Origin of the sequence: Mesorhizobium sp. Primo-A (genome assembly GCF_003997175.1) — a bacterium.
Lineage (GTDB): Bacteria > Pseudomonadota > Alphaproteobacteria > Rhizobiales > Rhizobiaceae > Mesorhizobium > Mesorhizobium ciceri.
Map to the genome: position 1 here is coordinate 201,209 of NZ_RZTG01000002.1, position 22,911 is coordinate 224,119.

General features: G+C 63.3%; 19 protein-coding genes. 8 read left to right on the plus strand and 11 right to left on the minus strand.

Translation table 11 applies throughout. The annotated features are described in order from the left end of the window. Nucleotides 1-94 precede the first annotated feature (94 nt). From EOC83_RS03755 to EOC83_RS03780, 6 genes are all read right to left on the minus strand, one after another. Nucleotides 95-406, minus strand: coding sequence for a formate dehydrogenase subunit delta (locus EOC83_RS03755; RefSeq protein WP_013528015.1), 312 nt, complete (start codon nucleotides 404-406; stop codon nucleotides 95-97). Next, complete coding sequence (fdhD, locus tag EOC83_RS03760; RefSeq protein ID WP_024503374.1) at nucleotides 396-1,226, minus strand: formate dehydrogenase accessory sulfurtransferase FdhD; 831 nt, start codon at nucleotides 1,224-1,226, stop codon at nucleotides 396-398. Before fdhD ends, EOC83_RS03755 begins: the two co-directional genes overlap by 11 nt. Before the next feature lie 2 nt (nucleotides 1,227-1,228). After that, nucleotides 1,229-4,141, minus strand: coding sequence for a formate dehydrogenase subunit alpha (gene fdhF, locus EOC83_RS03765; RefSeq protein ID WP_024503375.1), 2,913 nt, complete (start codon nucleotides 4,139-4,141; stop codon nucleotides 1,229-1,231). 10 nt (nucleotides 4,142-4,151) lie between these two features. Continuing rightward, entirely contained in the window at nucleotides 4,152-5,708 is a 1,557-nt protein-coding gene (locus EOC83_RS03770; protein WP_013528012.1) for an NADH-quinone oxidoreductase subunit NuoF, read from the minus strand. After that, complete coding sequence (locus EOC83_RS03775) at nucleotides 5,705-6,184, minus strand: formate dehydrogenase subunit gamma (RefSeq protein ID WP_063169925.1); 480 nt, start codon at nucleotides 6,182-6,184, stop codon at nucleotides 5,705-5,707. Before EOC83_RS03775 ends, EOC83_RS03770 begins: the two co-directional genes overlap by 4 nt. 176 nt (nucleotides 6,185-6,360) lie before the next feature. Next, nucleotides 6,361-7,275, minus strand: coding sequence for a LysR family transcriptional regulator (locus EOC83_RS03780; protein ID WP_063169926.1), 915 nt, complete (start codon nucleotides 7,273-7,275; stop codon nucleotides 6,361-6,363). Between the two features lie 151 nt (nucleotides 7,276-7,426). Between EOC83_RS03780 and EOC83_RS03785 the strand changes: the two genes are divergently transcribed. Further along, nucleotides 7,427-8,068, plus strand: coding sequence for a DUF47 domain-containing protein (locus tag EOC83_RS03785; RefSeq protein ID WP_013528009.1), 642 nt, complete (start codon nucleotides 7,427-7,429; stop codon nucleotides 8,066-8,068). A 3-nt stretch (nucleotides 8,069-8,071) separates the two neighbouring features. Continuing rightward, nucleotides 8,072-9,076, plus strand: coding sequence for an inorganic phosphate transporter (locus tag EOC83_RS03790; RefSeq protein ID WP_013528008.1), 1,005 nt, complete (start codon nucleotides 8,072-8,074; stop codon nucleotides 9,074-9,076). A gap of 11 nt (nucleotides 9,077-9,087) precedes the next feature. Here EOC83_RS03790 and EOC83_RS03795 read toward each other — a convergent pair whose 3' ends face one another. Next, entirely contained in the window at nucleotides 9,088-9,465 is a 378-nt protein-coding gene (locus tag EOC83_RS03795; protein WP_063169927.1) for a VOC family protein, read from the minus strand. A 269-nt stretch (nucleotides 9,466-9,734) separates the two neighbouring features. Between EOC83_RS03795 and EOC83_RS03800 the strand changes: the two genes are divergently transcribed. Further along, nucleotides 9,735-10,916: an Mrp/NBP35 family ATP-binding protein gene (locus EOC83_RS03800; RefSeq protein WP_063169928.1), complete on the plus strand. Its 1,182-nt coding sequence runs from the start codon at nucleotides 9,735-9,737 to the stop codon at nucleotides 10,914-10,916. 27 nt (nucleotides 10,917-10,943) lie between these two features. Here the strand turns inward: EOC83_RS03800 and EOC83_RS03805 are convergent, their stop codons facing one another. Next, nucleotides 10,944-11,396, minus strand: coding sequence for a carbon monoxide dehydrogenase subunit G (locus EOC83_RS03805; RefSeq protein WP_013528005.1), 453 nt, complete (start codon nucleotides 11,394-11,396; stop codon nucleotides 10,944-10,946). A 146-nt stretch (nucleotides 11,397-11,542) separates the two neighbouring features. Here EOC83_RS03805 and EOC83_RS03810 point away from each other — a divergent pair, with 146 nt between their 5' ends. The 4 genes from EOC83_RS03810 (at nucleotide 11,543) to EOC83_RS03825 (ending at nucleotide 16,230) form a co-directional block, all read left to right on the plus strand. Next, complete coding sequence (locus tag EOC83_RS03810) at nucleotides 11,543-13,348, plus strand: IlvD/Edd family dehydratase (RefSeq protein ID WP_013528004.1); 1,806 nt, start codon at nucleotides 11,543-11,545, stop codon at nucleotides 13,346-13,348. Nucleotides 13,349-13,563: 215 nt separating this feature from the next. Beyond that, nucleotides 13,564-14,382 (plus strand): chromate resistance protein ChrB domain-containing protein, encoded by an 819-nt coding sequence (locus EOC83_RS03815; protein WP_063169929.1) that lies wholly within the window; start codon nucleotides 13,564-13,566, stop codon nucleotides 14,380-14,382. Beyond that, complete coding sequence (gene chrA / locus EOC83_RS03820) at nucleotides 14,379-15,767, plus strand: chromate efflux transporter (protein WP_063169930.1); 1,389 nt, start codon at nucleotides 14,379-14,381, stop codon at nucleotides 15,765-15,767. Before EOC83_RS03815 ends, chrA begins: the two co-directional genes overlap by 4 nt. Before the next feature lie 64 nt (nucleotides 15,768-15,831). Continuing rightward, nucleotides 15,832-16,230, plus strand: coding sequence for a hypothetical protein (locus EOC83_RS03825; protein ID WP_082826722.1), 399 nt, complete (start codon nucleotides 15,832-15,834; stop codon nucleotides 16,228-16,230). A gap of 146 nt (nucleotides 16,231-16,376) precedes the next feature. Here EOC83_RS03825 and EOC83_RS03830 read toward each other — a convergent pair whose 3' ends face one another. The 3 genes from EOC83_RS03830 to EOC83_RS03840 form a co-directional block, all read right to left on the minus strand. Continuing rightward, the gene (locus tag EOC83_RS03830; protein ID WP_063169932.1) at nucleotides 16,377-17,606 is read right to left on the minus strand and encodes an aromatic ring-hydroxylating dioxygenase subunit alpha; all 1,230 of its coding nucleotides are present in this window, start codon (nucleotides 17,604-17,606) and stop codon (nucleotides 16,377-16,379) included. Between the two features lie 62 nt (nucleotides 17,607-17,668). Continuing rightward, the gene (locus tag EOC83_RS03835) at nucleotides 17,669-19,258 is read right to left on the minus strand and encodes a trimethylamine methyltransferase family protein (protein WP_027161820.1); all 1,590 of its coding nucleotides are present in this window, start codon (nucleotides 19,256-19,258) and stop codon (nucleotides 17,669-17,671) included. A 192-nt stretch (nucleotides 19,259-19,450) separates the two neighbouring features. After that, on the minus strand, nucleotides 19,451-20,944 hold the full coding sequence (locus tag EOC83_RS03840) for a PLP-dependent aminotransferase family protein (RefSeq protein WP_024503382.1): 1,494 nt from the start codon (nucleotides 20,942-20,944) through the stop codon (nucleotides 19,451-19,453). Between the two features lie 323 nt (nucleotides 20,945-21,267). Between EOC83_RS03840 and pgi the strand changes: the two genes are divergently transcribed. Beyond that, the gene (gene pgi, locus EOC83_RS03845; protein ID WP_082826639.1) at nucleotides 21,268-22,911 is read left to right on the plus strand and encodes a glucose-6-phosphate isomerase; all 1,644 of its coding nucleotides are present in this window, start codon (nucleotides 21,268-21,270) and stop codon (nucleotides 22,909-22,911) included.

The window sequence follows — 22,911 nt, forward strand, 5'->3', positions numbered from 1 at the left end:
GACGATTTCTGGTCGTCAAACCATAGCAGAACAGCGCAGATTGCGGCAGCTTAAACTTTAGCGATTGTGAATGTAAGTTGGCGCGGCTTGGCGGCTATTCCTGCGAGGCGGCGACGTCGGCAGGGGAGGGCTTGAGCCCGAGTTTGAGGTCGGCCGCAGCCGGCGTGATCGGTCGCTTGATCCTGGCGGAGGCGGCCACCACCAACTCGTTGAAGTTCCCGGTGCCGTCGTCCAGCATTTCGAAGAACTGCCGCCGCATCCTCGGCTCCCAGAACTTGTTGATGTGCTCGGCGACGCCGGCAATGCCTTCCTCGCGCGGCTTGGAATGGAAGAAGTCGGCGATCTGGTTTGCCATGCGCACCAGCTTCTCGGCAGTGCTCATAATGTGTTCTTCGTCATGCGACATGCTTGGCAACTCCGCAAATCACCCGGTCGGGGTGGGTGAAAATATCAAAATCGTCGCCGCGAACCAGCGCCACCAGCGTCATGCCGGACTCTTGCGCCGTGCGGATGGCAAGGGCGGTCGGCGCCGAGACGGCGATGATGAAGGCCGAACCGATAGAAGCCGTCTTCTGCACCATTTCGACCGAAACCCTGGATGTCACCACGACAGCACCGGATGCGCCCTCGATGCCGGCTTTGGCCAGCGCACCCGCCAGCTTGTCGAGCGCATTGTGACGGCCGACATCTTCGCGCGCCATGACGATGCCCTTGCCGGGCACATAGAAGCCGGCGGCGTGCACGGCTCCGGTCTCGGTGTGCAGCGGCTGCACTTTCGACAAAAGCTTGACCGAACGGACAATATCGTTGGCATCAAGCGTAAGCTTTGACACACCAACCGCATCGACCGAACGCATCGCTTCCTCGATCGATTCGATGCCGCAGAGCCCGCAGCCGACCGGACCCGCGAGCCTTCGCCGCCGCGCTTCGAAGCGCGTGTTGGCTCGGTCCTTCAGCCGGATCTGGATGTCGATGCCGGCGCCATGGTCCTCGACCTCGATGGTTTCGATCTCCTCCGGCGCAGCTACAATGCCCTCGGTCAGCGAGAAGCCAAGCGCGAAATCCTCGAAATCGGCCGGGCTTGCCATCATCACCGCATGCGTGGTGCCGGCAAAGGAGAACGCCACCGGCGTCTCTTCCGGCACCATGCGGTTCGCCGTAGCAGTGCCGCTGGCGCGGTGCGCCAGCCGCGATACCTGCGTCGTGGCTTTGCGCCGCGCGCTCAAGACTACTCCGCCGCCTGCAAAGACGCGATGCGCCGGCTCTGCTTGGCTTGCTCGTCATAGTCGCGCTGCCATTCCGACGGCCCATTGGAGGCGCCGACCTGCACCGCCGTCACCTTGTATTCCGGGCAGTTGGTCGCCCAGTCGGAGAAGTCGGTGGTGATCACGTTGGCCTGCGTGTCCGGATGGTGGAACGTCGTGTAGACCACGCCGGGCGACACCCGGTCGGTGATCAGCGCGCGCAGCGTCGTCTCGCCCGAGCGGCTGGTCAGCCGGACCCAGTCGCCGTCGCGCAAGCCGCGGTTCTCGGCGTCGTGCGGATGAATCTCCAGCCGGTCCTCCGAGTGCCACATGCTGTTGTCGGTGCGCCTGGTCTGCGCGCCGACATTGTACTGCGACAGGATGCGGCCGGTGGTGAGCAGCAGCGGGAAGCGCGGCCCCGTCCTTTCGTCCGTCGCCACATATTCGGTACGGATGAACTTGCCCTTGCCGCGCACGAACCCGTCGATATGCATGATCGGGGTGCCGAGCGGCGCCTTCTCGTTGCAGGGCCATTGCACGGACCCGACACGGTCGAGCAGCTCGAAGGAGACGCCGGCGAAGCTCGGCGTGGTCATCGCGATCTCGTCCATGATTTCGGAGGGATGCTTATAGTTCCAGTCCAGCCCGATCGCGCGGGCAAGCTCCTGCGTCGCCTCCCAATCGGCGTAGCGCGCCTTCGGCTCAAGAACCTTGCGCACCATGTTGATGCGGCGCTCGGCGTTGGTGAAGGTGCCGTCCTTCTCCAGGAAGGTCGAGCCCGGCAGGAAGACATGCGCGTAGTTCGCCGTCTCGTTGAGGAAGAGGTCGTGCACGACGACGCATTCCATCGCGGCAAGGCCGGCTGCGACATGCTTGGTGTCGGGATCGGACTGCAGAATGTCTTCGCCCTGGATGTAGATGCCCTTGAAGCTGCCGTCGACGGCGGCGTCCAGCATGTTGGGGATGCGCAGGCCGGGTTCGTCGTCCAGCTTTACGCCCCACAAGGTCTCGTAGATATCGCGCACGGCTTCGCCGGAGATGTGGCGATAGCCCGGCAGTTCGTGCGGGAAGGAACCCATGTCGCAGGAGCCCTGCACGTTGTTCTGGCCGCGCAGCGGGTTCACGCCGACGCCGGGCCGGCCGATATTGCCGGTGGCCATGGCGAGATTGGCGATTGCCATCACAGTGGTCGAACCTTGGCTGTGTTCCGTCACGCCCAGGCCGTAATAGATCGCGCCGTTGCCGCCGGTGGCGTAGAGACGCGCAGCACCGCGGATCAGCTCGGGATCGACGCCGGACAATTTGCCGACGGTTTCGGGGCTGTTTTCCGGCAAGGCGACGAACGATGCCCAATCCTGGAACTCCGTCCAGTCGCAACGTTCGCGGATGAAGGCTTCGTCGAACAAGCCCTCGGTGACGATCACATGCGCCAGCGCCGTCAGCACGGCCACATTGGTGCCGGGCTTCAGCGGCAGGTGGTAATCCGCTTCGATATGAGCCGACTTGACCATCTCGGTGCGGCGCGGATCGAGCACGATCAGCTTGGCGCCCTGGCGCAGCCGCTTCTTGAGCCGCGAGGCGAACACCGGGTGAGCGGAAGCCGGATTGGCGCCGATGATGACGGCGACGTCGGTGAAGTCGACGGAATCGAAATCCTGCGTGCCGGCAGACGTGCCATATGTCTGGCCGAGCCCGTAGCCCGTCGGCGAATGGCAGACGCGTGCGCAGGTGTCGACATTGTTGTTGCGGAAACCCTGCCGCACCATCTTCTGGACGAGGTAGGTTTCCTCATTGGTGCAGCGCGACGAGGTGATGCCGCCGATCGCGGTGCGTCCGTACTGGTATTGGATGCGGCGGAATTCCTTGGCGGTATGGGCGATCGCCTCTTCCCAGCTTACTTCGCGCCACGGATCGGTGACCTTTTCGCGGATCATCGGCGACAGGATGCGGTCCTTGTGGGTGGCGTAGCCATAGGCGAAACGGCCCTTCACGCAGGAATGGCCGTGGTTCGCCTTGCCCTCCTTGTAGGGCATCATGCGAACGACTTCGTCACCCTTCACCTCGGCCTTGAACGAGCAGCCGACGCCGCAATAGGCGCAGGTGGTGACGGCCGAGCGCTCCGGCAGGCCCTTGGCAAGCACCGTCTTCTCACGCAGCGCATCGGTCGGGCAGGCCTGGACGCAAGCGCCGCAGGACACGCATTCCGAATCGATGAACGCCTCGTGCATTCCGGCCGAAACCCGGGATTCGAAGCCGCGTCCCTCGATGGTCAGCGCAAACGTGCCCTGCACTTCTTCGCACGCCCGCACGCAGCGCGAGCAGACGATGCATTGCGAGGCATCATAGGTGAAATAGGGGTTGGATTCGTCGCGGGCGATGTAATCGACTGCCAGCGAGCCATGGCCGGGCGCCACGCCACCTTCCGGCTTGACGTGGTTGCGGCCCTCGATGCCGTAGCGGTTCTCGGTCAGGCCGATCGACTTCGCCACCGCGTCGAACTCGCTGGCGCCGGTTCCGGCCTGTTCGTTCCAGCCGGTCGGATGGTCGGAGACATAGAGCTCCATGACGCCACGGCGAATGGCATCGAGCCGCTCGGTCTGCGTGCGCACGATCATGCCTTCGCCGACAGGCGTCGTGCAGGATGCCGGCGTGCCGCCGCGTCCTTCGATCTCCACAAGGCAGACACGGCACGAACCGAAGGAGTCCAGCATGTCGGTGGCGCAGAGCTTCGGGATTTCGACCCCGCCCTCCATCGCGGCACGCATGATCGAGGTGCCTTCCGGCACGGTGATGCTGCGCCCGTCGACGTTCAGCGTGACCTGCTTCTGCGCCTTCGATTGCGGGGTTCCGTAGTCAATCTCTTCGACGAGGGATGGGAAGTCGGCCTTGATGTTCATCTGCCAGCTCCTATTCGGCAGCCACGCGCACGGGCGCGGGCTTGAAGTCGTCGGGGAAATGGGTGATCGAGCTCATCACAGGGTAGGGCGTGAAGCCGCCCAGCGCGCAGAGCGAGCCGAATTTCATCGTGTTGCAGAGGTCGGTGACCAGAGCGAGGTTCTTCTCCGGCTCGATGCCCGCGGCGAGTTTGTCGATGGTCTCGACACCGCGCGTCGAGCCGATGCGGCAGGGCGTGCACTTGCCGCAGCTTTCGATGGCGCAGAATTCCATGGCGAAGCGCGCCTGTTTCAGCATGTCGGCGGTGTCGTCGAACACCACGATACCGGCATGGCCGATCAGCCCGTCCTTGGCCGCGAAGGCTTCATAGTCGAATGGCGTGTCGAACAGCGCGCGCGGGAAATAGGCGCCGAGCGGTCCGCCGACCTGCACTGCCTTGACCGGCCGGCCGGTGGCCGTGCCGCCGCCGATCTCGTCGACGATCTCGCCAAGCGTCATGCCGAAAGCGGCTTCGAACAGCCCTGCAAATTTGACATTGCCGGCGATCTGGACCGGGATCGTGCCGCGCGAGCGGCCCATGCCGAAATCCTTGTAGAAGGCCGCACCCTTGTCCATGATGACGGGCACAGAGGCTAGGCTGATGACGTTGTTGATCACCGTCGGCTTGCCGAACAGCCCCTTATGCGCAGGCAGAGGCGGCTTTGCCCGCACCATGCCGCGCTTGCCCTCGAGCGAATCGAGCAGCGCCGTCTCTTCGCCGCAGACATAGGCGCCGGCGCCGACCCGGATCTCCATGTCGAACGCGTGAGGGGAACCCAGCACGCTGGCGCCAAGAACGCCGGCCTTGCGGGCGATCTCGACGGCCTTGTTCATCGCCGCCACCGCATGCGGATATTCCGAGCGGACATAGACGAAGCCCTTGGTCGCGCCCGTGGCTATACCGGCGATCGTCATGCCTTCGATCAGCACGAAGGGATCGCCCTCCATGATCATGCGGTCGGCGAAAGTGCCGGAGTCGCCTTCATCGGCGTTGCAGACGATGTATTTGCGGTCGCCTGCTGTATCGAGCACCGTCTTCCATTTGATGCCGGTCGGGAAGCCGGCGCCGCCGCGTCCGCGCAGGCCCGATTCGGTCACCTCTGCGACGATGGCGGCAGGCGTCAGCGCCAGCGCGTTCATCAATCCATTCAACCCGCCATGTTTTTTGTAGGATTCGAGCGACAGCGGATCCGTGACGCCGCAGCGCGCGAAAGTCAGCCGCGTCTGCTTGGCCAGGAAGGGGATCTTGTCCGGCGCGCCCAGCCAGCGTTTATGATGGCCGCCGGTAAGGAAGCCGCTGTCGAACAGGCTTTTGACGTCGGACGGTTTGACCGGCCCGTAGGCGATGCGGCCGTTGGCTGTAGCGACTTCGACCATCGGTTCGAGGAAATAGGCGCCGCGCGAACCATTGCGCACGATCTTGGCCTCGATGCCGCGCTCGGCGAGTTCGCCGGCGATCGCCTTGGCGACCTTTTCGGCGCCAAGCGCCAGCGCACCGGAATCGCCGGGAATGTAGATACGCGGGATCATGAGCGCACCTCTGCAACGATCTCGTCGAGCTTCTCGTCATCGAGCCGTCCGATCACCTCGCTATCGAGCATGGCGGCGGGCGAACAGGCGCACAGGCCGAGACAGTAGACCGGCTCCAGCGTCACCGAACCGTCGCGGGTCGTTTCATGAAAGCCGATGCCCAGCAGTTGCTGCAGCTTGGCGGCGATGGCATCCGAACCCATGGACTGGCAGGATTCCGCCTGGCAGAGCTTCAACACATGCCGGCCTGCCGGATGGCTTCGGTAATCGTGATAGAAGCTGACGACGCCGTGCACCTCGGCCCTGGAAATGTTCAGCGCCTCGGCGATGACCGGCAGCGCATCCTTGGGCACATGGCCGAACTCTTCCTGGATGCCGTGGAGGATCGGCAGCAAAGGGCCTTCGAGCCCCTTCATCTCCTGGATGATCGCGGCCGTGCGCGACATAATCTCGGTACTTGCAGGCTGCATTGTCATGCAGCGCCCTCCCTATCGTAGCGACCCACGCATATCGGCCAAAAGCATCAAGCTGTTTTGGAACAACGACATGCGCGTGCCGCTTTATCGCTAAGTGCTTAAGAAATCAGAGAAAACCTCTGAAATCAATAAAGCGGTTTCGTTGTACGATAGAAATTTTCTATCGTTCCGTTTGACTAACCCTGTCTAGCGGAACGGTTGGCATGGAAATCGTCCGCCAGCGCCATTGCCTCGTCCAGCAGCGCCGAGACCAAAGGTGTGTGCGGTTCGCGCGGTGTCGCCACCAGGCCGACCGTGTGGCTGGCGTCAGGTTCGATGATTGGAATGGCGCGGATCGGTTCGGAAAAGCCGAATGTTTCCGCAAGGTTGAGCGGCATGATCGACGACCATTTGCCGGTGCGGATGTGCGAAAACAGCACGATCATCGAATTGGATTCCAGCGTCGGTCGCACCTGCACGCCGGCTTCGGCCAGATGCTGGTCGATGATGCGGCGGTTCTGCATGTCCGGCGTCAACAGGCACAGCGGCAGGTTTGAGAGCTCCGCCCATGTCACTTTGTCGCGGTCGGAATAAGGATTTCCCATCGCGGTGATCAGTTGGTAGCGCTCGTCATAGAGCGGCACGCTGGTCACCCGCCCCAGCGGCTCGTTGTCGAGATAGGTGATGCCGGCATCGATGTCGAAATTGCCGAGCAGCGACAGCACCTCGATTGAGGTCCGCGACAGCACCGAAAAGGTGACGCCGGGATGCTTTTCGCGAAATGGCGTCGTCAGCCGCGGCAGCATGGCGAGCGCCGTCGGGATGGCGGCGATGCGGATACGGCCCGAAAGTCCGTGGCGCGCCGCCCGCATTTCCTCGCGCATGGTCCTGGTGTCGCCGACGATGCGGCGTGCCCACACCAGCACCTGTTTTCCCTCCGGCGTCAGCCCCTGGAAGCGTGAGCCGCGCAGAACCAGCATGACGCCAAGCTGGCCTTCCAACTGCTTGATGCCGGCCGACAGCGTCGGCTGCGTGACGCCGCACACCTCCGCCGCCCGGCCGAAATGCTCCTCCCTGGCGAGCGCGATGAAGAATTCCAGCTTGTCGATCATGTGATCTTTCCGGTCGTTCGCTGCAAGGTCGGGGAAATTGTGCTCTACCGCAAGCGCCACGCACAATTGCCCTGCATCCACACCTTTAAGCCGGCTACCTGTTTCCCGCGGCTGAATGCGGCGCTATGTGGATGAAACTGGGAGATCGACCATGCTGGGCTGGTTCCGCAAGCTTTTGCCGCGCGAAGATCGCTTCTTCGACCTGTTCGAACGACATTCCCGCACCGTGGTCGGCGGCGCCGAGGCGCTGGAGCAGCTTCTCCAGGGCAGGGATATCGATCTCTGGTGCCAGAAAATCATCGATCTCGAAGATGAGGCCGACCACATCACCGCGGAAGTCCTGCTGGCGGTACGGCGCTCCTTCATCACGCCTTTCGATCGCGGCGACATCAAGGACCTGATCCAGTCGATGGATGACGCCATCGATATGATGCACAAGACGGTCAAGACGGTGAAGCTGTTCGAGCGCAAGGAGTTCGATCCGCTGATGCAGGAAATGGGTGGCGTCATCGTCGCCGCCGCCAAGCTGGTGGCCGAGGCGATCCCGCTGCTCAACAAGGTCGCAACGCATACTGTGCGCCTCAACGCCATCGCCGAAGAGGTGATGCGCGTCGAAAGCCGGGCCGACGACCTGCACGAGCAAGGGCTGAAGGATCTCTTCAGGAAGCACGGCAGCAGCGATCCGATGGCCTATATGATCGGCAGCGAGATTTATGGCCAACTGGAAAAGGTGGTCGACCGCTTCGAGGACGTCGCCAACGAGATCAGCGGCATCGTCATTGAGAATGTCTAGGTGATGGAAGCAACCATTGCCTTTCCCGTGCTGGCCGGCCTCGTCGCCGTCGCACTGTTCTTCGACTTTCTCAACGGCCTGCACGACGCCGCCAATTCCATCGCCACCATCGTTTCCACCCGCGTGCTGCGGCCGCAATATGCGGTGCTGTGGGCGGCATTCTTCAATTTCATCGCCTTCATGTTCTTCGGCCTCCACGTTGCCGAGACCGTAGGCAAAGGCATCGTCGACGTCAGCATCGTCACCCCGGCGGTGATCTTTGCAGCCCTGGTCGGCGCCATCGTCTGGAACATCGTCACCTGGATCGCCGGCATCCCTTCGAGCAGCTCGCATGCGCTGATCGGCGGCCTGGTCGGCGCCGGTGTGGCGAAGGCAGGCGTGGGCGCCATCGTTTGGACCGGGCTTGGCAAGACGGTCGCGGCAATCGTCTTGTCGCCAGCGACGGGCTTTATCCTGGCGCTCGTCCTGGTTCTCGTCGTCTCGTGGCTCTTCGTGCGCCAGACGCCGTTTGCGGTCGACAGCACCTTCCGCGTCATGCAGTTCTTTTCCGCCTCGCTCTATTCCCTCGGGCACGGCGGCAATGACGCCCAGAAGACCATGGGCATCATCGCCGTGCTGCTCTATTCGCAAGGCATGCTCGGCGCGACTTTCTACGTGCCGCTGTGGGTGGTCCTCACTTGCCAGTCGGCACTGGCGCTCGGCACCCTGTTCGGCGGCTGGCGCATCGTCCACACCATGGGCTCGAAGATCACCCGGCTGAACCCGATGCAGGGTTTTTGCGCCGAAACCGGTGGGGCGATCACGCTGTTTGCGGCGACCTGGCTCGGCGTTCCCGTATCGACCACCCACACCATCACCGGCGCCATCATCGGCGTCGGCGCCGCCCGCCGCGTCTCGGCCGTGCGCTGGGGCATTGCCGGCAACATCGTCATCGCCTGGATCGTTACCTTGCCGGCCACCGCTTTGATTTCGGCGCTCACCTACCTCGCGGTTGGCCTGGCGAGGTGAGGTGAAGAAATCTACCTGTCCACAAGGTTCAGGATGTTGCCGTCTGGATCCTTGAACCAGGCAACTTTCATTCCGTAACCGACGTGGAGATCGCCCTCCAGCGTCAAGCCCGGCATCTGATAGTGCTCGAAGGCGACGCCCTTCGACTTCAGCTCCTTGACGATGTTGCCGATCTCGTCGCCAACCATCCAGGTCACCGCTGTCGCCTTGTTGGTTCCGGCAAATTGGGAATGATAGACGTTGAGGGTGGTATCGCCGCTTTTGTACACGATCAGTTCGCCCCCCTCATCCTGCACCTGTTTCAGGCCAAGCGTTCCTTCGTAGAAAGCCTTGGCCTTTGCCAGATCGCTTACCGCCAGATTTGCCGTTGCGTTGCTGTTTGCGAGCATAATCGCCTCCTTCTCGGCTTGTCGGTCCCGTGCTGGTCGTTGAAATAGGTCGCTGCGATCGTTTGGCGACTGTCGGCTGGATTGATTGCTGGCCGCATCGGCGCTCGCTTATCTGGAGGACGTTTGGCGCGGATGAAATCCGGCAGGACCCGCCGGTTTTTCAGGCACGCCAAGACAGCCATTGCTCCACGGCTTGGTTCTGTCCGGAAACTGCATTATCTCAGGTGCAAGCTGCATCTCAGGCGCAAGCTGCGTAAGGAAAAACTGCCATGTCCGTCACCAAGGAAATCGTCACCGAGCGTCTGAAGACGGTCAACGGGCCGGATTTCACCGGCAACATCGTCGACCTCGGCATGGTTTCGGAAATTTTCATCGCCGACGGGAAGGTCTTCTTCTCGATTACCGTTCCCGCCGCCCGCGCCCAGGAAATGGAGCCGCTGCGCGCCGCTGCCGAGCGTGTCGTCAAGGCGATCCCCGGTGTCGCCGGCGCCGTCGTCGCGCTGACGGCGGAGAAGAGGGGCGGCGGCATGGAGGCGCCGGTTCCATCGCGCCCCGCACCCAGGCCCGTTCCGCCGGCTGCGCCCGCTGCCGCCGCGCCGCGTGCGGCTCCGCACGCGCCGGCCTCGCACAGCTCGGGCAAGCGTGGCGTGCCCGGTATCGAAGCGATCATTGCCGTTGCTTCCGGCAAAGGCGGCGTCGGCAAGTCGACCACCGCCGTCAACATCGCGCTCGGCCTCGCCGCCAACGGCCTGCGCGTCGGCGTGCTCGATGCCGACATCTACGGCCCGTCCATGCCAAGGCTGCTCAACATCCACGGCCGGCCGCAGACCGTCGACGGCAAGATCCTGAAACCGATGGAGAATTACGGCCTGAAGGTGATGTCGATGGGTTTCCTCGTCGACGAGGAAACGCCGATGATCTGGCGTGGCCCGATGGTGATGTCGGCACTGACGCAGATGCTGCGTGAAGTCGAATGGGGTCGGCTCGACGTGCTCGTCGTCGACATGCCGCCCGGCACCGGCGACGCGCAACTGACCATGGCCCAACAGGTGCCGCTGGCTGGCGCCGTCATCGTCTCGACGCCGCAGGACCTGGCCCTGATCGACGCGCGAAAAGGCCTCAACATGTTCAAGAAGGTCGACGTGCCGCTGCTCGGCATCGTCGAGAACATGAGCTATTTCATCGCCCCGGACACCGGCAAGCGCTACGACATCTTCGGTCATGGCGGGGCGCGGCGCGAGGCCGAGCGCCTTGGCGTCACCTTCCTCGGCGAGGTGCCACTCGAGATGGGCATTCGCGAAAGCTCGGATGCCGGCACGCCGGTTGTCGTCTCCAAGCCCGACGGCGCCGAGGCGAAAATCTACCGCGACATCGCCTCGAAGGTCTGGGACCGGGTTAACGAAGAGCGTGGTGCTGCGGCAGCGGCGGTGCCGAGTATTGTTTTCGAGTAGCTTGTTCGGTAGCCGCCGCTCTGCAGCCTAGGCCGCGCCGACCTTCTCGCCGAAGCTGGAAAAAAACTGTCCGGCCAGTTTCTTCGAGGTCGATTCGATCAGCCGGCTGCCGAGTTGGGCGATCTTGCCGCCGACATCGGCCTTGGCCGCGTAGTTCAATATCGTGGCGTCGGGTCCATCTGCCGTCAGCGTCACGTCGGCGCCACCCTTGGCGAAGCCTGCAATGCCGCCCTTGCCTTCGCCCTGGATGGTGTAGGAGTGCGGCGGCTTCAGGTTCTTCAGCGTCACTTCGCCGTTGAACGTCGCCTTGATCGGTCCGATCTTCACCACCACGGTTGCCGCCATCTCGGTCGGCGACTTCATCTCCAGGCTCTGGCAACCGGGAATGGTCGCCTTCAAGACCTCGGGATCGTTCAGCGCTTCCCACACTTTTTGCAGCGGTGCGGCAATGCGCTCCTCGCCTTCGATCACCAAAGCCATGAAAACCTCCCGGACAAGACTGTCCGAACCCGTAACGCACGGCTTGGTGCGTGTCTATCGCACCAAAGTCCGGTTGCGACCGCACGCCCTCTTGCCTGCTCCCGCGCGTTGCCATATCGATTTGTCTTACAAATACGGAGACCATGATGGCAGGCGCCCCCACCCATAAGAAAAAATTTCGCTCGCAGGAGTGGTTCGACAATCCCGACAATCCGGGCATGACGGCTCTCTATCTCGAGCGCTATCTCAATTACGGCCTGACGCGCGCCGAACTGATGTCCGGCAAGCCGCTGATCGGCATCGCCCAGACCGGCTCGGATCTGTCGCCCTGCAACCGTCATCATATCGAACTGGCCAAGCGTGTGCGCGAAGGCATCGTCTCGATGGGCGGTATTCCGTTCGAGTTCCCCTGCCATCCGATCCAGGAGACCGGCAAGCGCCCGACCGCAGCGCTCGACCGCAACCTTGCCTATCTCAGCCTGGTCGAGGTGCTTTACGGCTACCCGCTCGATGGCGTCGTGCTGACCATCGGTTGCGACAAGACGACGCCGGCGCTGCTGATGGCAGCGGCCACCGTCAACATTCCGGCGATCGCGCTGTCGGTCGGGCCGATGCTCAATGGCTGGCACAAGGGCAAGCGCACCGGCTCCGGTACCATCGTCTGGGAATCACGCCAGCGCCTGTCGGCCGGCGAGATCGATTATGACGAGTTCATGGACATCGTCGCCTCGTCGGCGCCGTCCACCGGCTATTGCAACACCATGGGCACCGCCACCACGATGAACTCGCTGGCCGAGGCGCTTGGCATGCAGTTGCCGGGCTCGGCCGCCATTCCCGCGCCCTACCGCGAGCGTGGCCAGATTTCCTATGAGACCGGAAAACGCATCGTCGAGATGGTGCATGAGGATCTGAAGCCGTCCGACATCATGACGAGAGAGGCTTTCGAGAACGCCATCGTCGTCAATTCGGCCATTGGCGGCTCGACCAACGCGCCGATCCACCTCAATGCCATCGCCCGCCACCTTGGTGTCAAGCTCGACAATGACGACTGGCAGACGGTCGGCCTCAATGTGCCGCTGCTGGTCAATTTGCAGCCGACGGGCGAATATCTTGGCGAGGACTACCATCATGCCGGCGGCGTGCCGGCGGTCATTGCCGAACTGATGAAGGGCGACCTGTTGCCGCATCCCGGCGCACGCACCGTCAACGGCAAGTCGATCGGCGAGAATAGCGAGGGCGTCGCCAACGAAAACCCCGACGTCATCCGCTCTGTCGCCAAGCCGCTGAAGGCCAATGCCGGCTTCATCAACCTCAGGGGCAATCTGTTCGATTCGGCGATCATGAAGACCAGCGGCATCTCGCCCGAGTTTCGCGAGCGCTATCTGTCCAATCCTAGGGATCCCGAGGCTTTCGAAGGCAACGCCATGGTTTTCGACGGGCCGGAGGATTACCACGCCCGCATCGACGACCCGGCGCAAGGCATCGACGAACACACCATCCTGTTCATGCGCGGCGCCGGCCCGGTCGGCTATCCCGGCGGTGCCGAGGTCGTCAACATGCAGCCGCCGGCCTATCTCATCAAGAAGGGCATCCACGCGCTCGCCTGCATCGGGGACGGCCGCCAGTCGGGCACGTCGGGTTCGCCGTCGATCCTCAACGCCTCGCCGGAAGCGGCGATCGGCGGCGGACTGGCGCTGCTCAAGACGGGCGACCGGGTCCGCATCGACTTGCGCAAGGGCACGGCCGACATCCTCGTCACCGACGACGAGATCACCCGGCGCCGCGCCGAACTGCAGAACAATGGCGGCTTCCACTATCCCGAGCACCAGACGCCCTGGCAGGAGATCCAGCGCGGTATGGTCGCGCAGTTTTCGGAGGGAATGGTGCTGAAGCCGGCGGTGAAATACCAGGATGTCGCGCACACCAGCGGTGTCCCCAGGGACAATCATTGATTCTGGATCGACGGATGGCGGCTTGATCAAATCAGGCCGCCGTCGGTTTTCCGGTCAGCGTGTTGCATCGCGGCCGGGTAGGTCGAGAACGGCCACCGTCCTTGACAAGCGCGCCCAACAAATCCACCATCATGACAAGGGGTGCATCGCGACGACCCCGTGAGGCGTCAGCCCAACGTTCGCGTCCAAGCTTCTCTTTTCAGGAGGTGGACGCCATGCCGTCAACAACCGCTATCACCGTACCGCAATTGTCCCGGCTCATAGGTCTGCCGGGCGCCCCAGTCGTTGTCGATGTTCGCATAGATGAAGATTTCGACGCCGATCCGCGGCTGTTGCCGGCGTCGTGCCGTCGCGATTTCAAAACCGTTTCAACCTGGGCGGCCACGTTCGCCGGCAAGCCGGTGGCCGTCGTTTGCCAGAGGGGGCAAAAGCTCTCGCAAGGCGTGGCCGCATGGCTGCGCCATGAGGGGATATCAGCTGAATCTCTCGAAGGCGGGTTTGAGGCCTGGCGCGATGCCGGAGGGCTTTTGGCCCGCACCGCCAAGATGTCGCCACGCAATGAAAAGGGCGCCAACGTCTGGGTGACGCGATCGCGCCCGAAGGTCGACCGCATCGCTTGCCCGTGGCTGATCCGGCGTTTCGTCGACCCCGACGCGGTGTTCCTGTTCGTCGAACCCGCTGAAGTGTTGGCTGTTGCCGACCGCTTTCAGGCCGTGCCGTTCGACATCGACAATGTGTTTTGGAGCCATCGCGGCGAGCGCTGCACCTTCGACACGATGATCGAGGAGTTCGGGCTGGAATCCGCGGCGCTCGATCGCCTCGCTGCAATCGTGCGGGCGGCCGACACTGCAAGCCTTGACCTGGTGCCTCAGGCGGCCGGCTTTCTGGCTGCCTCGCTTGGTCTGTCGCGTATGTACCGCGACGATCTGGAACAACTGGAAGCAGGCATGCTGCTCTACGACGCGTTCTTCCGCTGGTGTCGCGACGCCACCGAAGAAACGCACAACTGGCCGGCTGCGGGTAAGCCGTCGTGACCGCTCTTGTCCCGGACAATAAGGCGGGAACCGTCCCGGTGCCGGCTGCACCGACCTTCACCGAGGCCGTGAAGGTCTGGGCGAAAATCGGATTGCTCAGCTTTGGCGGTCCGGCCGGGCAGATCGCGCTGATGCACAAGGAACTGGTCGAGGAGCGGCGCTGGATCGGTGAGCGGCGTTTCCTGCACGCGCTGAACTACTGCATGCTGCTGCCTGGCCCGGAAGCCCAGCAACTCGCCATCTACATCGGTTGGCTGCTGCACAGGACGGCCGGCGGCCTTGTCGCCGGCATCCTGTTCGTCTTGCCGGGCGCGCTCGTCATGCTCGCCTTGAGCAGCCTCTACGTCCTCTATGGCGACGTGCCGCTTGTCGCGGCGCTGTTTTTCGGGGTCAAGGCGGCTGTGCTTGCCATTGTCGTCGAGGCGGTGGTCCGGATCAGCCGGCGTGCCCTCAAGAACCGGGTCATGGTGTCGATCGCGGTCGCGGCGTTCATCGCCATCTATGCGTTGAATGTGCCCTTTCCGCTCATCGTCCTGCTAGCCGGCCTGACGGGATGGCTGGGGGATCGCATTGCTCCCGCCCTGTTTTTCGGCTCGGCCCATGGCAAGGACGATGTTGCCGACTTCAAGGGAGCGGTCGACCTGATGTTCGAGCGTGGCGAACTGGCCCATGTCAAACCGACCAGATGGCATGCACCGCGCACCGTCGCGATCTGGCTGCCGCTCTGGCTCGGGCCTGTTCTTTTGATCTGGTGGTTCACCGGCTCTGCAAGCGTCTGGACCGAGATAGGCCGGTTCTTCAGTCTCATGGCTGTCGTCACCTTCGGTGGCGCCTATGCGGTCCTCGCTTATGTCGCACAGGCAGCCGTCCAGTCCTTCGGCTGGCTGGTGCCGGGTGAAATGGTCGATGGCCTTGGGCTCGCCGAAACCACGCCAGGGCCGCTCATCCTGGTGCTGCAGTTCGTCGGCTTCATCGCCGCGTTCCGCCATTCCGGCTCGCTGGACCCGTTGGTTGCCGGATCGCTGGGGGCTTTGCTCACTCTGTGGGTGACGTTCACGCCTTGCTTCTTCTGGATATTCCTCGGTGCGCCCTACATCGAGGCCTTGCGCGGCAACAAGGCACTGTCGGCCGCACTGGGCGCGATCACCGCCGCCGTTGTCGGGGTAATTATGAATCTGGCCCTATGGTTTGCCTTGCACGTCATCTTCCGTGAGGTGCACGCAACGGGCCTTGGCATGAACGTGCCGGTGCCTTCGTCGATCGACTGGCGCGCGGCCTTGCTTTCCGTGGCCGCCATGGTCGCCATCCTGAAGCTGAAAGTCGGCATGCTGCCGACACTCGCGCTATCCGCCCTTGCAGGGATCTTGCTGGCGGCGGCTGGTTAGACAGCACCGCCTTTGCAATCCGCTTGCCCACCACCTAAGTGGGCTGGAAATGGAAGGAAACATCATGGCCGGACGGCGATCTTCCCTCGGCTTCCTCGGAGTGTTCGGCCGTTCGGGCGACTTGAGGCAGCTCGACGATGCATTGCGCGGCGCCGATCTGCATCCAGCCCTTGTGCCGGAGGGCGTGAAGCTTACCCTCGTCAATCTCATGAAGGATCGCTGGCCCGACGAGCCGCCACCGGGCACCTATGCGTCGGTGGCACAATTATGCAGCTATTGCATCGCGGGTCCCGAAACCTTCGAGCAAGCCAATGGCCATGAGCGGACGCTGGGAGCCGAGCGCCGCATCGAGGCGGCGCTTGAAGCCGGTGACAGCCTCGACGCGCAGATCGTGCTGATGACGCTGCATGCCAAGCTCATCAACCCCGAAGTCGTCGACCGATACGGGCTCAGCGCGGAATGACGCGAAAGGCAAGATCTGCCTGATTCTCCTAGAGCAATTCTAGGAAAAGTGTGAGCGGTTTTCCGTCTAGAATTGCGTCAAAACAAAGAGTTAGAGCAGATCGCCGTTTCCGTGAAACGGTGAATGCTCTAAGGCAGCCGAGCCGTTCAGGCCCGGCTGATCTCCTCGAGATACCAGCCGATGTAGCGCAGTTCGTTGTATTCCATCGGCGCGATAGGTCCGGGCACGAAATAGTGCGAGCGCACGCCGCGCGCGGTGTGCTCGATGATCTTCTTGTCCTCTTCGGTGGTGATCTTCCACAGCCAGGTCAGCTTCTCCAGATCGTAATCCTGGCCCTCGACCGCGTCGCCGCGCACCAGCCAGATCAGCTCCATCTCGCAGGTGCCAGCCGTTTTCGGGATGAAGCGGTAGATCATGCCGTGATCGGGATAGCATACGAGGAAGGTCGTGCCGCCGAGATGGATGGAAGTGACGCCACCGTCATAGTCGGAGAAGCGTCCCATCAGCGGGGCCACCGGCGATCCATCCTGGCTGCCGCTCGAAACGCCGTCATAGAGCGCATAGCGGAAGGTGTGGATTGCTTCCTGGCCGGCCGCCGAGTTCTGCCAGCGGTTGGCGCTGCCGATCTCGATGCCGAGCGCGCAGGTGCGTTGCTCCATCGCCGCATTGAGCTGCTCGATCATTTCTGCCGGCTTTTCCAGCGCATGCGTCTGCGAATATTCCGGATGCGCCGGCCCGCAATGGTAACATTCGACATAGTTCTCGACGGCGAGCTTCCAGTTGGCGTCGAGCGGATAGGACTGACGATACGCAACCTTGGCGTCGCCCCAGCCATACTGGCCGCAGCTCGTTCGCAGCGACTGTTCGATCGGATCGAAATCGAGCGGCGTCTCGGCGAAGGAAATGAAGACCAGACCGGATGCGACGCGGACATGAAGCTTCTTCAGCCCGTGCGCCGTGCGGTCGAAATCCTTTGGCATCAGGCGGGCAGCGCGCAACGATCCGTCATTGGAATAGGCCCAGGCGTGGTAGGGGCACACGAACATCTTCGCGTTGCCCTTCTGCTTGGTGCAGACCTCGGCGCCGCGGTGGCGACAGACGTTGAGCATGGCATGCACGGTGCCATCCATGCCGCGTGTCAGGATGACCGCCTCGTCGCCCAGTTTGAACAGCTCGAAATCGCCGGGGTTCGGGATAACGCTGGCGTGGGCCAGGCAATGCCAGTGGCGGCGAAAGACCCGTTCCATGTCGCGCTCGAAGATCGCCGGGTCATGATAGAAGGCACGCACCAGGCCGTGGCCTGGCCGATGAGATGCCACCAGCCGATCGATCGCGTCGCCGTCGGTGGGGGCTTGCTGGATAGGATGCACACTCATTTGTCGTTCTGCCCGATGGTTGGTCGTGTATGGCTGTATGGCTGCACGAGACTTGTCTCCGGTCAGCCGCCCATATGCGTGCGCGGCAGGTGGATCAGGTTGCCGAAACGGGCACGCAATCTGTCGTCGACCTGTTTTGGCACATGGCGCGGAAATCGTTCGGCAAGAATGCGCTTCTTCTCGGTGATCGCACGCAGCAATATATCAGGCCGGCCTTTTTCGTTCCATTCCTTCGGCGAGGAACGATCGCCGAGGGCAGGATAGAAGTGCTCGGTCTGCATCAGCTTGAGCGTTTGTTCGTTGTCGAGATAGTGGCCTGGACCCTTGAGGCAGACCTCCGCGATGCTGTCGATCGACAGGGCCTCGTCAGTCACGTCGATGCCACGCGCGCAGCCCAGGCAATGACCGAGCATGTCGTTGTCGATGACCAGGCTCTCCAGGCAGAAGCCGAGCAGCGAGGCATGCATGCCGGCCGCCTCATAGACGAGGTTGAGGCCGGAGAGGCCGGCCATCACATTGGTGATGCCCTTTTCGTAGCCGGACTGAATATCGGGCAATTTCGAATCCGTCATGCCGGCGGCGGAGCCACCGGGCAGGTCGTAGAATTGCGCCATCTGGGCACAGGCCGCCGTTGCCACCGACTGCTCGGCCGACCCGCCGGCCATGGCGCCGGTGCGCAGGTCGGACATGAACGGCCATGCGCCGAAGATCGCCGGATGGCCGGGCTTGAGCGCGTTGACATAGACCAGGCCGGCCAGCACTTCGGCCACTGCCTGCACGACGGCGCCGGCCATCGCGGCGGGTGCCGTCGTGCCCGACTGGCCGGTCGACAGCAGCAGGATCGGGATGCCGCCTTCGACGCAGGCCTCGAGCACGCCGCAGGCATCCTCGGCGAACCTCATCGGCGGCACGACGAATGAATTGGAGTTGGAAACGAATGGCCGGGCGCGGAAATTCTCCTCGCCTCCGGCGATGGCGTACAGCATTTCAAGTGCAGGCTTCACGTTCTCACGCACCGTGAAGGATGTTCCGACGTGCTTCGATGTTCCCATCACACAGGCATAAAGCGTGTTGAAATCCATCTCGAGCGGATCGGCGATGTCGCGCGCCACCATCGGCCGCTGGAAGAAATGAATGTTGTCCAGCCCGTCGACGATGCGGGCGGCATCATAAATATCCTGCAGCTTGGATTCGCGGTACTCACGCTTCTCCAGATCCACCAGGTGCACGGCGATGCCTGCCGTGCCGTAGTGCACGCGCTTGCCCTGGACCACCATGTCGTGCCTGGGGTCCTGGCCATGAAGCGTGAAATGTCGTGCCGCCCGCTTGATGGTGTCGAGCACGAGCGCGCGCGGAAAGCGGACCCGGCCATCGTCGCCATGGATCGCCCCCACCTTGGTCAGCACCTTTATGCAGGAAGGAATGGCGTTGGCGAAACCCACTGTCTCCAGAAGCGTCAGCACGCCTTCGTGGATACGCTCGCGGTCATCCCCGCGAAGCGGCCCGTAGCCGCCGCCCTCGATGGCCTTGTGCTGTGGTCTGGCATCCTCCACCAGGGGAGATGATCGCATGGCATGTCCTGTTTCGCGAAGACCGGAGCGTTGTGGACGACGGTTCGCCGGCGTGTCCTGCTGTTCGACAGCCACTGGCATGGAAGCACTCCAACTTCGTCGGCAGGAACTCGTGGCGGTTGGTCCACCATCGGCCTGCTTCTTCCCCTGATGACGCCGACTATGCCGCCGGCACTGGCCCATCCTATGGGCCAGCTGGCTCAGTTCCATGTGCCAGAACTAAAATACCGGAGCCGCTGCGAGCGGCTCCGGTCACGAGAGGTCGATGATGGATCAGGCGGCCGCGGGTCTGCGTCCGGCGGCCGTGGCCAGTTCGCGGATGCCTGGCTCGATGTGCTGTAGCGCGATCGACGAGATGCCCAGCCGCATGAAACGCGAAGGCTTTTCAGTGCGATCGAAGAAGCGGTCGCCTGGCTCGATGATGACGCTGCGCGAGGCCGCTGCCTCGGCAAGCCCGCGCGAATCGGTGCCGCGCGGCCCTTCGAGCCACAGCGACGTACCGCCGGCCGAATCGGTCGAGCGCCATTCCGGCAGGAAGGCGGAAATCGCATGGACCAGCCGCTTGCGCCGCTCGTCGAAGGCTGACGACAGCCGCCGCACCAGCGCCTCGTGGTGGCCGAGCGACAGGAACAGTGCGACGGCGCGCTGATTGTTGGCCGGCGGATGACGCAGCATGAAGCGGCGCAGCGCCCGGAGCTCCGCGATCAGTCCGGCAGACGCCACGATGTAGCCGAGCCGCAGGCCGGGAGCCAGCGTCTTGGACATCGAGCCGACATAGACCACGCGGCCGGAACGATCGAGGCTCTTCAGCGCTTGCTGCGGTGCCTCGTCGAGAAGCTGGCTGTCATAGCCGTCCTCGATGATGATCTGGTTGTAGCGGTTGGCGCGCGCCAGAAGATCCTGCCGCCGTTCCGCCGACAACGGCACCATGGTCGGGCAATGATGGCTGGGCGTGACGAAGACGAAGCCGGAATCATTGGGAATAGAAGCAGTTACGATGCCGGACTGGTCGACCGGCACCGGCTGTATCTCTGCGCCCGCAAGGCGGAAGATCGAGCGCGCGTCGGGGTAACCGGGGTCCTCCATCGCCACCTTGGAGCCCTTGGACATCAGCAGCGTCGCCAGCATGTAGAGCGCGTTCTGGGCGCCCAGCGTGACGATGATCTCGTCGGGATTGGCGAAGATGCCGCGCCGGGGCAGGAGCCGCGCCTGGATCTGCTCGATCAGCAGCGGATCGTCACGGTCGACCATATCGGATGCCCAGTTGCGGATTTCCAGCACGGCAAGCGCCATGCGGTTGCACTCGCGCCATTCAGCGGTCGGGAACAGCGCCGGGTCGAACTGCCCGTAGACGAAAGGATAGGACGACTTGATCCAGTTCTCGTGCTTGGCCGGCGGCGGCATGTCGCTTGCGGCGATCTTGCGGCGTGCCTTCCAGTCGATCTCATTGGCCTGGTCGGGCGCCTTCTGGTGCGGCTTGGCCGGTGTCGCCAGCACATCGGGATTGACGAAATGGCCACGCCGCTCGCGCGCCACCAGGAAACCCTGGTCGACGAGCTGCTGGAACGCCAGCACCACGGTTCCGCGCGCGACGCCGAGTTTTTCGGCCAGGATGCGGCAGGAAGGGAGCGGCATCGAAGCGGCGATCTGGCGGTCGAGAATGGCGGCTACGATGGCCTGGCGGATCTGCGCCTGCAGGGTTTGGCCGGATTCGGCCGAAATCCGGAACAGGCCGGACCATATCGCCGTGTCGTTTCGCTGTGGCATGGGAGATTTCCTCGATGGCCAGCCTTTTTCGTTTGGCTGGACCAGCCGAACGTAACCGTGGCACAAGGGGTTGCGCCAATCAATTTTTCTGATCGTTGGGATTTATGCCAGTGATCCTTCACGTCCTTTTGATGCCGCGTTGCGGCATCGTGGGGTGACGCGGCGCTTCATCCCGGCGATGACATCGTGCGTCATGGCGGCGTGTGGGTGTGCGTCATCGCTGCGCATTGATACGGGTGGAGTTCGGCCCGATAGATTGTCGCGACGACACGCGCCGGAAACATCCGGTCCGTAATGATGGCTCGAGGTCTCGGAGTTTGGCAGTGGATCAATCGTCCTTTCAAAAACAGCTCGCCGCCTTGCGCGACCACCGCGCGGCGGCGCCCGCCAGCATGCGCCAGACCTTCGCCGCCGATCCCAAGCGGTTCGTGGAATTCTCCGCCACCGACGGCGATCTGCTGCTCGACTGGTCGAAGTGCGCGGTCGACGCGACCACCATGGAGCAGCTGGAAAAGCTCGCGCAGGCCGCCGATCTCGAAGGCCGCCGCGCCGCCATGTTCGCGGGCAAGAAGATCAACGTCACCGAGGACCGTGCCGTGCTGCACACGGCGCTGCGCAACCTGACCGGCAAGGGCGTCACCGTCGATGGCCAGGACGTCAAGGCGGACGTCATCGCCGTGCTCGACGCCATGGGCGCCTTTGCCGATGCCGTGCGCTCGGGCAAGGCGGCCGGCGCCACCGGCAAGAAGATCACCGACATCGTCAACATCGGCATCGGCGGTTCCGATCTCGGCCCGGCCATGGCGACGCTGGCACTGGCGCCCTATCATGACGGGCCGCGCGCGCATTACGTCTCCAACATAGACGGCGCCCATATCCACGACACGCTGAAGGGCCTCTCCGCCGAGACCACGCTTTTCATCATCGCTTCCAAGACCTTCACCACCGTCGAGACGATGACCAATGCGCAGACGGCGCGCGACTGGGTGGAGAAGGCGCTCGGCAAGGAAGCGGTCGGCAAGCATTTCGCCGCCGTCTCGACCGCGCTCGACCTGGTGGCCAAGTTCGGCATCGCGCCCGATCGCGTCTTCGGCTTCTGGGACTGGGTCGGTGGCCGCTATTCGCTCTGGGGTGCCATCGGCCTGCCGGTGATGATCGCTGTCGGCCCGCGGAATTTTCGCGCCTTCCTTGATGGCGCGCATGAGATGGACGAGCATTTCCGCACCGCGCCGGTGCAGGAGAACCTGCCGGCGCTGCTGGGACTGGTCGGCTGGTGGCATCGCGTGATCTGCGGTTACCCGGCGCGCGCCGTCATCCCTTACGACCAGCGCCTGTCCAGGCTGCCGGCCTATTTGCAGCAGCTTGACATGGAATCGAACGGCAAGAGCGTCACCCTCGAAGGCACGGCGGTGACGACGCCGACCGGACCGCTGGTCTGGGGTGAGCCCGGCACCAACGGCCAGCATGCCTTCTTCCAGCTGCTGCACCAGGGCACCGATTTCATCCCGGTCGAATTCCTTGCCGCGGCCGTCGGCCACGAGCCCGATCTCAAGCACCAGCATGATCTGCTGCTCGCCAACTGCCTGGCGCAGTCGGAAGCGCTGATGAAGGGCCGCACGCTGGACGAGGCGCGCGCCCAGATGCTGGCCAAGGGCATGAAGCCGGCCGAGGTCGACAAGATCGCGCCGCACCGCGTCTTCTCGGGTAACCGTCCCTCGGTCACCATCCTCTACAGAAAGCTCGACCCGCGCACCTTCGGCCGGCTGATCGCGCTCTACGAGCACCGCGTCTTCGTCGAGGGCACGCTGTTCAACATCAACTCCTTCGATCAGTGGGGCGTCGAACTCGGCAAGGAACTGGCCACCGGCCTGTTGCCTGTCGTGGAGGGCAAGGAAAGTGCCGCCAATCGGGATGCATCGACCGCTGGCCTTGTGGGATTCATCCAGCATTTGCGTGGCTCGGAGTGA

Bases quoted from the DNA above. Each gene is read 5' to 3' on its own strand.
- EOC83_RS03790 (WP_013528008.1), top strand. From the start codon at position 8,072: ATGGAAGCAACCATTGCCTTTCCCGTGCTGGCCGGCCTCGTCGCCGTC.
- EOC83_RS03835 (WP_027161820.1), bottom strand. From the start codon at position 19,258: ATGCCAGTGGCTGTCGAACAGCAGGACACGCCGGCGAACCGTCGTCCA.
- EOC83_RS03795 (WP_063169927.1), bottom strand. From the start codon at position 9,465: ATGCTCGCAAACAGCAACGCAACGGCAAATCTGGCGGTAAGCGATCTG.
- EOC83_RS03780 (WP_063169926.1), bottom strand. From the start codon at position 7,275: ATGATCGACAAGCTGGAATTCTTCATCGCGCTCGCCAGGGAGGAGCAT.
- EOC83_RS03775 (WP_063169925.1), bottom strand. From the start codon at position 6,184: ATGACAATGCAGCCTGCAAGTACCGAGATTATGTCGCGCACGGCCGCG.
- EOC83_RS03815 (WP_063169929.1), top strand. From the start codon at position 13,564: ATGCCGTCAACAACCGCTATCACCGTACCGCAATTGTCCCGGCTCATA.
- EOC83_RS03840 (WP_024503382.1), bottom strand. From the start codon at position 20,944: ATGCCACAGCGAAACGACACGGCGATATGGTCCGGCCTGTTCCGGATT.
- EOC83_RS03805 (WP_013528005.1), bottom strand. From the start codon at position 11,396: ATGGCTTTGGTGATCGAAGGCGAGGAGCGCATTGCCGCACCGCTGCAA.
- fdhF (WP_024503375.1), bottom strand. From the start codon at position 4,141: ATGAACATCAAGGCCGACTTCCCATCCCTCGTCGAAGAGATTGACTAC.
- EOC83_RS03755 (WP_013528015.1), bottom strand. From the start codon at position 406: ATGTCGCATGACGAAGAACACATTATGAGCACTGCCGAGAAGCTGGTG.
- EOC83_RS03800 (WP_063169928.1), top strand. From the start codon at position 9,735: ATGTCCGTCACCAAGGAAATCGTCACCGAGCGTCTGAAGACGGTCAAC.
- EOC83_RS03770 (WP_013528012.1), bottom strand. From the start codon at position 5,708: ATGATCCCGCGTATCTACATTCCCGGCGATTCCGGTGCGCTGGCGCTT.
- EOC83_RS03825 (WP_082826722.1), top strand. From the start codon at position 15,832: ATGGCCGGACGGCGATCTTCCCTCGGCTTCCTCGGAGTGTTCGGCCGT.
- EOC83_RS03810 (WP_013528004.1), top strand. From the start codon at position 11,543: ATGGCAGGCGCCCCCACCCATAAGAAAAAATTTCGCTCGCAGGAGTGG.
- EOC83_RS03830 (WP_063169932.1), bottom strand. From the start codon at position 17,606: ATGAGTGTGCATCCTATCCAGCAAGCCCCCACCGACGGCGACGCGATC.
- EOC83_RS03785 (WP_013528009.1), top strand. From the start codon at position 7,427: ATGCTGGGCTGGTTCCGCAAGCTTTTGCCGCGCGAAGATCGCTTCTTC.